This is a genomic window from Candidatus Culexarchaeum yellowstonense, assembly GCF_024707025.1.
In the GTDB taxonomy this organism is placed as follows: domain Archaea; phylum Thermoproteota; class Methanomethylicia; order Culexarchaeales; family Culexarchaeaceae; genus Culexarchaeum.
In genome coordinates, this window is record NZ_JANGFQ010000039.1 from 1 (window position 1) to 12,538 (window position 12,538).

The window sequence follows — 12,538 nt, forward strand, 5'->3', positions numbered from 1 at the left end:
TCAAACGGGTAAAGCCATGCAATAGCCTAGAAGAACTCGCCCATGGAGATGTGGACTTAGTTATTGAGGCTGTATTCGAAGATGTTGAAGTTAAGAGGCAAGTATTCCAAGAACTCGACAAACACTGTAAAGCTGAATGCATACTAGCCTCAAACACCAGCAGCATAAGCATAACCCTACTCGCCTCATACACCAAAAGACCAGAAAAAGTCATCGGACTACACTTCTTCAACCCAGCACCAATCATGAAACTTGTCGAAGTAGTTTTAGGGGAATGGACAAGCCCCGAAACCCTTGAAACCGCACTGAAATTTGTGGAAAGCTTGGGGAAAGTTCCAGTAAAAGTTAAGGATACACCAGGCTTCATAGTGAACAGGCTAATAATACCATTCATAAATGAAGCAGCACAAATGGTCATGGAGGGGGTAGCCAAGCCAGAAGACATAGACACAGCATGCAAACTAGGCTTAAACCACCCCATAGGCCCACTAGCCCTCGCAGACCTAATAGGACTAGACGTAATCCAAGCCATCATGGAAACATTGTACAGGGAAACTGGAGACCCAAAATATAGGGTATGCCCATTGATAAGGAGAATGGTGAGAGCAGGACTGCTTGGGAGGAAGAGTGGGAGGGGATTCTACAACTATGCCAAGTAAAGCTAGAATAGAAGCCATTGAAGGAGAAACAAAAATAAGGAGAATAAAAATAGCGAACCCACCACTAAACATACTCACACCAGAAACCCTAAAAGACCTACAGGACACAATAACAGCCATAGAAGGGGATAGGGAGGTTATCACAGTAATCGTGGAGGGGGAGGGACGAGCCTTCTCAGCAGGAGCAGACGTGAAACTCCTCGCAAAAACCCCCCCAGAAGAAGCATGGGAATACATAAAACTAGGCCAAACAATACTCAGCAAAATAATATTTGGAGGGAAAATATACATTGCAAAAGTACATGGATACGCACTGGGCGGAGGACTAGAACTCGCACTAGCATGCGACATAACCATAGCCGAGAAGCAGGCAAGGCTAGCCTTCCCAGAAATAACCCTAGGCATACACCCAGGCTGGACGGGAACACAAACCCTACCAAAAATCGTTGGATGGAAAAGGGCACTGGAACTAATATTAACGGGGAAAACACTAAGCGGAGAAGAAGCCGAAAAAATCGGATTAATAAACATGGCAGTAGAAGCCGAGAAACTTGAGGAAACAGTCATGGGCATAGCGAAAACAATAATTGGAAACGCACCAAAAACACTGGCAAACGCCAAAAGACTCATAAGGGAAGCAGCCTGGAGAAGCTTGGAAGAGGGGTTAGAGATGGAGAGGGAATCCTTCAAAAAACTCATGGAAACTAGGGATGCAAGGGAAGGGCTAAAAGCATTTATAGAAAAGAGAAAGCCAATATACACTGGAGAATAAATTGCAACCAACAATAAAACTCGTAGACGTACACAAAGCATACAAAACAGCCACAGGAGAATACTGGGCGCTAAGGGGAGTAAACCTAGAAGTCTGGAGAGGGGAATTCATAGCAATAATGGGACCATCAGGATCAGGGAAAACAACACTACTAAACATGATAGGCCTACTAGACAAACCCACAAAAGGGGAAGTATACATTGAGGGGAAACGGGTAAGCAAACTCACAGAACTGGAAATGGCGCAATTGAGGAACAGGACAATAGGATTCATATTCCAACAATTCAACCTAATAAACAGGTTAACAGTAGAGGAAAACATAACCCTACCACTAATACCAAGAGGAACACCAATAGAGGAGAGACGAAAAATAGCCAGAGAAGCATTAATCAAAGCAGGGGGAAGCCTTGAATGGTTGAAGAAGCATCCAAACCAACTATCAGGAGGAGAACAACAAAGAGTAGCCATAGCAAGAGCATTAGCCGCAAACCCAAAAATAATATTGGCAGACGAACCCACAGGAAACCTGGATACGAAATCAGCGAGGAAAGTTGTGGAGACACTGATTAAACTGAATAGGGGGGAGGGGCAAACAATAATAATAGTTACACACAACATCGAAGTAGCCAACGCCACACAAAAAATATACCTCTTAAGGGATGGAAGGATAATTGGCATGGAAAAACCAAACCCAGAGAAGAGCATAATAGCATCATTCGAATAGCGAATGGAAAAGAAATATATAACCGAAGAGAGAAGACTAATCCCGTGAAAAACGATTGGACAATTAAAGCCACAATCACAATAACAGCAATAATACTAATAGCGATCACAATATGCATGAAGGTGGAAGCCCAAACCAACACACTAAACATAACGGCGGTAAACTGGAGAAGCACAGCGGGAACACCAATATACCCAGGAAGCCAAAACACAATACTAAGAGTGGAAGCAAAACATGTGGGAGGCACAGCAATACAGGCATGCACAGCAAAGATAACACCACCAAACGGAGTAAACCCAAGCTACGGATACGGATACACAGTACCAGCAAGAACAGCCAACGGAACCACAGCCACCACCATACAGCCAGGAGAAACCATATACTTCGAATGGAGATTAGATGTGGATAGAAGTGTAAAGCCTGGAAACTATACGGCAAAGATAACCGTAAACTACAGGGAGAATGGACAGCCAAAAGAGGAGGAATACAATATAACATTAACAGTAAACCCATACCCAAAACTCGTAATAGCAGTTTTGGAGGCTAAATTGACACCATCAAACCACCCAGACACACTAAACACCAACATACAGGTGACATTGAGGAATAATGGGGAAGCAACCATAACGGGGGGAACAGCAAAAATACAGCTTCCAACACCACAAATAACCCCAAAAGAAGCTTCAACAAACATGCCAAACACACCCATAGGAGGAACATCCACATTAACATTCAATGGAATAGACATATCAAGCCAAACACAGCCAGGAACATACCAAGCCCAACTCACAATAAACGCCACCATGCAAACCAGGGATGGAGTAACATACAATGAAAATGGAACGGCAACATTAACCCTAAAAGTGGAGGAAGCAACATTGGAGATGAAGCAAGCAATAAAACCTGTAACGGTGCAATGGGGCACAACCCAACCCACACCCACATACCAACAATCAAGATACATTGCACTACAAATCACAATGATGAATGTTTGGGAAAGGGATGCGCAGGGAATAATTGTGGAAGCATATTCACCATGGCTAAACCCAATAAAACCAGTAGACACATATCAGGGGAGAATAACCACAGGAGGGACATTCACAGCCACACTATACTACGACATAAAGCCAGAAGCACCCCAAACCATAACAGTAAACGTGAAAGCCACATACTGGCTAGACATGGGTGGAGGAACCATGACGAAAACCACATCCACAAACACTATAACAGTAAACATTGAAGGGAAACCTAGAGGCGGAGGAATAAGCATTGTTGCAGTGCAATGGCAAAACAACATGAACGTATACCCAAACACGGAGAACGCCACACTACAAATCACAATAACCAACAACAACCCATACAATATAAGGGGGATACACCTAAAACTCAAACCACCCAACGGAATTAGAGAAGCAGAAACATACATAAATGGGCCAATACAACCCTACACATCAACCACAGCAAACCTTAGGACAAGCATAGCAAACATACAACCAGGAAAATACAAGGCGAAGCTGGAAGCAGACTACATGATGGATACAGGGGGGCCTGGAACAAGAATAATGGAGACACATGAAATAGAATTACAAGTCATGAGCGATAGGGAAGCCGTAGAAGTGATTAGCGTAGAATGGCCTGAAGGATCATGCCAACCAGGAACCTATGGGGCAACACTACAAATCACCATACGGGTGAATGCAATAGATGAATTGAAGGGTCCGACAATGATGATACAATTGCCAAAGGGATTCACAGACTCAAAAGACAACAAAAGCAGAACAGTGATAGCCACACCCACACAACCACAACAAAAAATAGCATTGGAAACACTAACGCCAGAAGAAATAGCGAGAATAATGCAGCAAACACAAAGAGCAACACCACAACAAACCTACACCAGAGGAGACACAATAACATTCCAAGCAAAAATAAATGTGCAAGTGAATAGAACTGGAACCTACATGGCTAATGCAACAATAACATACATAGATGGTTGGGGGACGAGGAGAAGCATAAACAAAACCATAGAAATACCAGTCCTCGGAGGAGTGAGAAGCATAAATGTGGAAGTTGAGGGGAGACTAGTGCAGGGGAGACAGACAACACTAAACCTAACAGTAACATGCAATGGAACAGCACCAGCATACAACGTATACATAGACATGACACCCACACAAGCCAACCCAATACTAATAGCTTCACCATCAAAAATATACATTGAAAAACTTGAACCAAACAAGCAGGTAAAGATTCCAGTGAAATTCACATACAACCCACAAGCCACACAAACAGCCCTAGGAGCCACAACCACAATAAACTATGGTGTAACCACAATGACCATGAGGATAACCTATAGGGATCCCACGGGAAACGAGCACACATACCAACACCTAACAGCCATAGCCATACAACCATACATAGACCTAACAATAAAGGATTTGAAAGCTGAAGAATCTGGGGGAATTGTGAGGATAGCTGGGACAATAATAAACTATGGCTCAGCCACAGCATACAGGGTGAAAGCACAATACATGCAAAGCGAAACATTTATTGGAGACATAGAGCCAGGGGGGGAAGCAGCATTCAAAATAGAAGCATCATCCACAGGCAGCAGTAAAGCAACAATAGAAATAACATATCAAAATGCATTCAACGAGAAGGAGACAATAAAAGTCAACGCCACAATAACCAGAATACAAGAAGTAACACCACCACAACAACAGCAACCCACAAGAATATCATGGACAACGATAACAATAATTGCAGCCACAACCATATTCCTAGCAATAACTGCAACCATGATATACAAGATGTATAAGGCATACACGAGGAAAATGAAGGAGGAGTGGAAGGAGTGAAATGGACAATAATAGTGGACGCAACGAAAATGGCAGTGAAAGCCATAAGGGAGAGGAAGATTAGATCAACATTAACGATAATTGGGATAATAATTGGGCCAATGATAATGATAATGATGGGAAGCGTAGTGAAGGGATACTCAGACTACATAGTAAACCAAATTTCAAGCATGGGTCAAAACACCATAATAATATACCCAGAATCAGGATACAAACTAACACAAGAAGACCTAAACCAGATAAGAAGCATGGAGGGGGTGGCGGAAGCAGAACCATTCTACACCATGCAGGGAACCATGAAGATAGGGGGGAGCGAAACAAGAATATACGTGTACGCAACAAAAATAGATTTAATATTGAGGGCAATTGGAAGCCTAGAAATAATGAGTGGAGAAACACCAAACCCAACAAGCACAATAGAAGCCCTCGTAGGATACAAAATAGCATACACGGAAAATGGGGAGAAACAATATGACATAGGCGACACATTAACCATAACAGTAAGCGAAATACAAGGGGGGAGAATAACCCAAACCAGAAGGGTAAACGTGAAGATAACTGGAATACTAAAGGAGTATGGGGGGGCACTACTATTCAGCCCAGACCAAGCAATATTCCTAAACACAGAAGCAGGAAGAAAACTACTAAACCAAAACGAGTGGAGCGGAATAATAGTGCTAATGAAAGACTCAAAAAGCGTAGCCCCATTCACAATTAAAATGAGGGAAACATATCAAGGGAAAATATCAGTAATAAGCTTCGCAGCCATAGCCAACATAGCCACAAGCATAACGGAAGCCATAAACCTCATAAACTACACCACATCCACAGCCTCACTGGCAGTGGCAGTCATGGGCATAGCTGCAACCATGATAACATCAGTAATGGAGAGGACAAGGGAAATAGGCGTAATGAAAGCAGTGGGATTCACAAACACACAAATAATCACACTAATACTAATGGAGGCATTAACCATGAGCATAATAGGAGGAATAATAGGGGAAGTCATAGGCGTAATAGGAGCACACCTACTTGCAGGGCAAGGCCTAAAAATAACCAGCGGAACAACCACAATAACCATACAGGCAAAACCAGCCATAACCCCACAACTAATAACCACAACAACCACACTCACACTAGCCACAGGAATAATTGGAGGAGCACTACCAGCATACATGGCAGCAAAAATCCCACCAGCCACAGCACTAAGATACGAATAAATGGAAACACTTAAAAGGAGAAACAAGTAAACCATAAGGAAAAGCAATGGACAATGGGGGATGAAGCCTTGGACACAGCCACAATAGCAGTGGCAATGGCGCTGGCAATAATAATGATTATGGCATGGAGAGGAATAGAGGTGGGAATAGCACTAATAACAGCCACAGCAATAATAGCAGCCACAAACCCACAGAAAACCCCAGAAATAATAGTGGAAACCATAAGAAGCCAAGCCACATGGACCCTAACCATAACAAGCATGCTCATAGCAATCCTAGCAGAACTATACAGAAACACTGGAGAAATAAAGAAGCTTGGAATTGGAGTGGCAAAAACACTAAAAAACCCAAAACTAGCCGCAATGATAACACCAGCAATAATAGGATTACTACCCATAGCTGGAGGAGCACTAATGTCAGCCCCAATAATAGAATCACTAACCCCCACACTAAACCTAGACACTGAAACAGCAGTCTACACAAACGTATGGTTCAGACACACAATATTCCTAACATACCCACTAACAAGCCTCATGATAGCCATAGCAGCCCTAACAGGAGCATCCATAACCGAGATAGCCATACAACAAATCCCAACCACAATATTCATGATAATCATAGGATACATAATAGCACTACACGGGAGAAAAGTAGATAGGGAAACAGGCAATGCAGGAGAAGGAAACATAAAAGCGTGGGAAACACTGAAAGCCGCAACACCACTAATCCTATCCCTAACAATAGCCATACCACTAAAAACCATGGTCAGCGACAATGGAATGATAATTGGAGTAGCCATGGGAGTAGCAGCCATAACATTAATAGCAAAAGTAAAACCAAAGGAAATGATGGAGGCAGTGAAGAGTGAGAGAACCATAGGCATAACACTGGCAAGCTTCAGCAGCATGCTACTACAACAAGCCTTCAACCTAACAGGAGCCACACAAGCAATAACAAGGGCAATAAACTCCACAGGAATACCGGTGGAAGCCCTACAATACATAGCCCCAGCACTACTAGGACTATTAACGGGAAGCCCACTAACGGGAATAGTCCTCTCACTACCAATAATTGGAGGCATAAAGAAGCTGGACACTAAAACCATAAGCGCAATATACATCTCAAGCTACACTGCATACATAGCCTCACCAATACACCTATGCTACGTCTACACAGCAAGATACTTCAACTGCAAATTATCAAAAGCCTACAAGCTACTGGCGCCAAGCGTAATAGCCACAATAACCTTCACAATAATACTATACACGTTAACCTAAATTGGAATGGAAGTATCCTCCTTAACACAATCAAGGGAAACGGAAGTCAAAGTCTTCACCACACCCTCAACCCTCCTAAGCTTATCCACAATAAACCTACCAAGCTCCTCAACCCCCCTAACCCTAACCTTCAAAAGCATATCCCAATCCCCAGTCACAATATGAACCTCCTGAACCTCGGGGAAACTTGCAATAACCCTAGCCACCTCCCTCTGATCAAGCCTCTTACCAGCAGCCTCATAGGAGAATGAGACGAAAACAAAGGCAGTGGTGGAATAGCCAAGCCTACCAGCATCCAAAATAGCCTTATAACCCTTAACATACCCCTCCCCCTCAAGCTTCTTCAACCTAGAATAAACAGTGGTCACAGGCTTACCAAGCCTCCTAGCCACCTCCTTAACAGTAACCCTACAATCCCCCTGAAGAATCCTCAAAATTTCAAGATCAACCTCATCCAACACCGGAAACCAACCCCCACAACAAAACAATTAAGGAGAATAATTAACATAAAAATTTTACCATAAAAACCATTAAGAGATGAAACAAATCCAAAATGGAGAATAAAACGTGGGGAAACCTTTGAGGGAAGCACTTAAATATAAAACCAAAATAGACATCAAGGAGGGGGCGGGGGTAAAGCATAGGGGATGAGGGATGAGTAGAAGCGTAATAAGAGATGTACTATCCATATACATCCCAGCATTCTTCATAATGACAGGAATATCCATAATCTCACCAATACTACCCATATATGCAAAAACATTCCAAACCACATACACCCTAGCCACCCTAACCATATCCATATATGCAGTGGCAAGACTAATAGCAGACATACCAGTGGGAGCCATGGGGGACATGTGGGGAAGAAGGAAAGTACTACTAGCAGGAACAATAATAATAACAGTATCAGCACTACTCTGCGCCACAGCAAGAAGCATATGGGAACTCCTAGCATACAGATTCCTACAAGGATTCGGATCAGCCATGTGGATGACCATGAGGCAAACCATGCTACAAGACATACTAAAACCAGAAGAGAGGGGGAGGATAATGGGATACTTCCAAGCCTTCACACTCCTAGGAAGCACCATGGGTCCAAGCATAGGAGGAATACTCGCAGAAATATACGATATAAGAGCACCATTCTACGCATACTCAGCCATGGCCTTCATAGGCTTCACACTATCATACCTATTCATAGAGGAAACAGCAGACAAAGCCATGGGGGGAGGGAGACATGGAAACGAAGACAAGTTAAACATGAAAATGGCATTGGAACTCATAAAAAACCAAAGCTACATGGCAGCATGCATAGCCACACTAACCATGTTCCTAACGAGAACAGGACTAAGAAACACATTAATCCCACTATACGCAGAACAACTAGGCCTACAACCAGATCAAGTGGGATACGCCATAACCCTAAGCAACCTAGCAAACCTAGCAATAACAATACCAGCAGGGTACGCCCTAGACCACTACGGGAGAAAGAAGGTTGTAGTGGCAAGCCTAGCAGCCTCCACAATCTCCACACTATACTTCACCATAGCAAAAGACTACAACACAATACTATTAGCATGCACAATACTGGGATTAACCACAGGGGCAGGGGGACAAGCACCAATAGCCATGGCCTCAGACGCCAGCATAGAATACCCCCATGGAATAGCCATGGGAATATACAGACTATTCGGAGACATAGGATTCATAATAGGACCAATAGCCATAGGAATAATAGCCGACAACATGGGGCTACAATACGGATTCCACTTCACAGCAACCATAATAGCCGCATCCACAATATACGTACAAATCATGGGGAAAGAAACCCTAAAAAGAGATGGAGAAGGGAAAACCTTAAAACCAGATAAAGCCAAACAATAATTAAAGGATACAGAATTGGATAAAAGCGAAGCAGCAATAATATCCGTACACGACAAACAAAACCTAGAAATAATATTTGAAGCCATAGAGAAACTTAAACTGGAAATAATAGCCACAAGTGGAACAGCAAAACACATAAGAAACCTAGGATACAAAGCCATAGAAGTATCAGAATACCTGGAAATCCCTGAAGCCCCAGAAGGACTAATAAAAACACTACACCCAAAAATATATGCTGGAATACTCCTACAACCAGAAAACCCCCTACACAGGGAATACATGGAGAAGATAAAGGCAAAACCAATAGTAATGGTGATAGTAAACTTCTACCCACCCACAGGAAACATTGAAGACATAGATATAGGGGGAGTAACACTGGCAAGAGCAGCAGCAAAAGCAGCACTAAGAAATGGGAAAACAATAGTATTAACAAACCCAAAACAGTATAGTGAAGTGGCAAAAGAGATCATGGAGCATGGATGGATAACCAGGGAAACAGCAATAAAACTAGCCATACAAGCACTCCAAAACACAAGCCAATACGAAAATGAAACACTAGAAAGATTGGAGGAGAAGATGAAATGGGCAAAAACCTGAAACCCCTAAGAATGATGTATCAAACACCCACAGAAAGCCAAACACTACCAAGAGAATTAAAGATAATCATAGATGGAAGGGAATACACATACAAGAGAATAGACTTGGAAAATCCAGAATTGAAATTGAGGTATGGATTAAACCCACATCAACCAGCAGCCCTATACACACCAACAGAAGGGGGATGGGGACTAAGCAAAATGAAGGTGATAAAGAATGCCAAGGGAGGAGTATCAGCCAACAACCTATGCGACGGATACAACGCCATGAGAATAACAGCATACTTCCAAAATGTTAAAGCAACATCAATAATAAAACACCTAAACCCAGTGGGGGCAGCCATAGGGGAAACCATAGCTCAAACCATAAGGGAAGCATGGACCATAGACCAGAGAGCAGCATACGGATGCACCATGGCCACAAACCACGAAATAGACGTGGAAGCAGCAAAAGAAATAGTGAGTGGAGGAAAATACATTGAATGCATATTCGCACCAAAATATAGTGAGGAAGCCATAAAGATACTATCACAAAAAAGGACGCTGAGGATAATAGAAGCACCAAAACCAAACCCACAAAACCCAAAAACAGAATACCACACACCAATAAACATAAGAATACTGGGAGACACAATAATACTAGAAGAACACTTCCACACAAAAATAACAAGCCTCCAAGCCCTTAGAAGGCTAAATGAAGGGGAAAACACAGGGGTAGTCACAGAGAGGAAACCAGAAGAATGGGAGGAAGAATGGATGCTATATGCATGGTGGATATGCGCAGAGAAAAGCAGCAATGGAGTAGTACTATGGAGAGGAAACAAGACAATAGCAGTAGCCTGCGGACAACAAGACAGAATAAGCGCCATAGAAATAGCCATACAAAAAGCCAAAAGAAACCATCATGAAACAAGGGGGAGCGTACTAGCCTCAGATGGATTCATGCTCCCAGACAACATACCACCACTAGCAGAAGCAGGAATAACAGCCATAATACAACCGGGAGGAAGCATACACGACCAAGAAATAATAAGAGAATGCAACAGAAATGGGATAACCATGATATTCACAGGGGAAAGAATATTCAGACACTTCTAAAAAATGTACATAGATAAAAAATATATATAGGTTACAACTATACATATATATGGTGAAATAAAATGTGCCACAGACATGAAGAAGAGGGGCATGAACACTGCCACCACGAACATGAAGAAGAAATGATACATGAAGGCTGCCACTACTACAAACCAACACCAATAAGAGGACTAGCCCACACACTAATACTCAAAACACTAAAAGAGAAGAATGCCAGTGGAAGCGAAATACATGAGAAAATCACGAAAGAATATGGAGTGGAAATACCTAAACCCATGATATACATGATCCTAAGAAGAATGGAGAGAATGGGACTAGTAACATCCAAATGGGAAACAGGGGAAACTGGACCAGCAAAAAGAATATACACAATAACAGAAGAAGGCCTAGACATACTGGAAAGGGAAATGGAGAGGATAAGGAAGCTGAAGGAGCTAGCGGAAAAGATACTCAAATAAACCAAACATTTTATTTTTACGTGAACCCCGAAAAACTTATCTAACCATAAAAGTATAACCATAAAACATGATAAACCTAAAACTACTGGAAAAACTATCCAACGCCTACGGTCCACCCGGACATGAAGAAGAAGTCAGAATGATAATGGAGGAAGAGTTAAAGGGGATTGTTGGGAAAGTGCAAGTAGACGTGATGGGAAACCTAATAGCGGAAAAGCAGGGAGCCATGGGGAAACCGAAAATAATGATAACAGCACACATGGATGAAGTGGGATTCATAATAACCAACATAAGTGAAAAGGGGTTCCTAAACTTCCACCCAATGGGGGGAGTAGTGCCCACAATAATCCCCGGACAAACCATGAGAATTAGAGGGGAAGGTGGAGAAGCCATAGGAATAGTGGGAAGCACACCACCACACATAACACCACCAGAAAAGCGGGACAAAATACCACCCATAGAGGAAATGTACATAGACATTGGAGCCACAAGCCAAGAAGAAGTAAAAGCAAGAGGGATAGATGTGGGAGCCACAGCAATATTCCACACACAATACAGGGAACTCGGACTAGGATACATAATGGGGAAAGCCTTCGACGACAGGGTAGGATGCCTAATACTAGTGGAAGTCATGAAGAGGTTAATGGAAACAGAAGCCAACATAACAGCAGTAGCCACAGTACAAGAAGAAGTGGGGTTGAGGGGGGCTAGAACAGCAGCATGGACTGTAAACCCAGACTACGCCATAGCCATAGAAGGAACCTTCGCAGCAGACACACCAGAAGTAAAACCCACACAAATCCCAGCAAAACTCAAGGGGGGACCAGTAATAACCATAGCAGACGCAGGAATGATAACACACCCCAAAATCCTAAAAACCATAGTGAAAACAGCAGAAGAAGCAAAAATACCATACCAATTCAAGAAGATCCCAAGTGGAAGCACAGATGCAGCAGCCATACACCTAACAAGAAGCGGAATACCCAGCGGAG

At 42.8% G+C, this 12,538-nt stretch carries 12 protein-coding genes; 11 read left to right on the forward strand and 1 reads right to left on the reverse strand.

Annotated features, from left to right (window positions below):
* The 6 genes from MRT15_RS06205 to MRT15_RS06230 form a co-directional block, all read left to right on the forward strand.
* Positions 1–659, forward strand: a 659-nt coding sequence (locus MRT15_RS06205) for a 3-hydroxyacyl-CoA dehydrogenase family protein (RefSeq protein WP_304328931.1), incomplete at its 5' end; no start/stop codon positions are given.
* Positions 649–1,431, forward strand: a complete 783-nt coding sequence (locus tag MRT15_RS06210) for an enoyl-CoA hydratase/isomerase family protein (protein WP_304328933.1) — start codon at positions 649–651, stop codon at positions 1,429–1,431. The genes MRT15_RS06205 and MRT15_RS06210, both read left to right, overlap by 11 nt.
* A gap of 1 nt (position 1,432) precedes the next feature.
* The gene (locus tag MRT15_RS06215) at positions 1,433–2,155 is read left to right on the forward strand and encodes an ABC transporter ATP-binding protein (protein ID WP_304328935.1); all 723 of its coding nucleotides are present in this window, start codon (positions 1,433–1,435) and stop codon (positions 2,153–2,155) included.
* 44 nt (positions 2,156–2,199) lie between these two features.
* Positions 2,200–5,013 carry a COG1361 S-layer family protein gene (locus MRT15_RS06220; protein WP_304328936.1) on the forward strand — a complete coding sequence of 938 codons (2,814 nt, stop codon included), beginning with the start codon at positions 2,200–2,202 and terminating at the stop codon, positions 5,011–5,013.
* The gene (locus tag MRT15_RS06225) at positions 5,010–6,233 is read left to right on the forward strand and encodes an ABC transporter permease (protein WP_304328938.1); all 1,224 of its coding nucleotides are present in this window, start codon (positions 5,010–5,012) and stop codon (positions 6,231–6,233) included. The genes MRT15_RS06220 and MRT15_RS06225 overlap by 4 nt, the downstream gene beginning before the upstream one ends.
* Before the next feature lie 68 nt (positions 6,234–6,301).
* Complete coding sequence (locus MRT15_RS06230; RefSeq protein ID WP_304328940.1) at positions 6,302–7,510, forward strand: DUF401 family protein; 1,209 nt, start codon at positions 6,302–6,304, stop codon at positions 7,508–7,510.
* Here MRT15_RS06230 and MRT15_RS06235 read toward each other — a convergent pair.
* On the reverse strand, positions 7,507–7,971 hold the full coding sequence (locus MRT15_RS06235; RefSeq protein WP_304328942.1) for an Lrp/AsnC family transcriptional regulator: 465 nt from the start codon (positions 7,969–7,971) through the stop codon (positions 7,507–7,509). The genes MRT15_RS06230 and MRT15_RS06235 overlap by 4 nt on opposite strands.
* Positions 7,972–8,164: 193 nt before the next feature.
* Between MRT15_RS06235 and MRT15_RS06240 the strand changes: the two genes are divergently transcribed.
* The 5 genes from MRT15_RS06240 to MRT15_RS06260 form a co-directional block, all read left to right on the forward strand.
* The gene (locus MRT15_RS06240; RefSeq protein ID WP_304328944.1) at positions 8,165–9,394 is read left to right on the forward strand and encodes an MFS transporter; all 1,230 of its coding nucleotides are present in this window, start codon (positions 8,165–8,167) and stop codon (positions 9,392–9,394) included.
* Positions 9,395–9,409: 15 nt separating this feature from the next.
* Positions 9,410–9,991, forward strand: a complete 582-nt coding sequence (locus MRT15_RS06245) for a hypothetical protein (RefSeq protein WP_304328946.1) — start codon at positions 9,410–9,412, stop codon at positions 9,989–9,991.
* Positions 9,976–11,088 (forward strand): hypothetical protein, encoded by a 1,113-nt coding sequence (locus tag MRT15_RS06250; RefSeq protein ID WP_304328948.1) that lies wholly within the window; start codon positions 9,976–9,978, stop codon positions 11,086–11,088. The genes MRT15_RS06245 and MRT15_RS06250 overlap by 16 nt, the downstream gene beginning before the upstream one ends.
* A gap of 62 nt (positions 11,089–11,150) precedes the next feature.
* Positions 11,151–11,546, forward strand: a complete 396-nt coding sequence (locus tag MRT15_RS06255) for a PadR family transcriptional regulator (protein WP_304328950.1) — start codon at positions 11,151–11,153, stop codon at positions 11,544–11,546.
* 67 nt (positions 11,547–11,613) lie between these two features.
* The coding region (locus MRT15_RS06260) for a M42 family metallopeptidase (protein ID WP_304328952.1) at positions 11,614–12,538 on the forward strand (925 nt) is incomplete at its 3' end.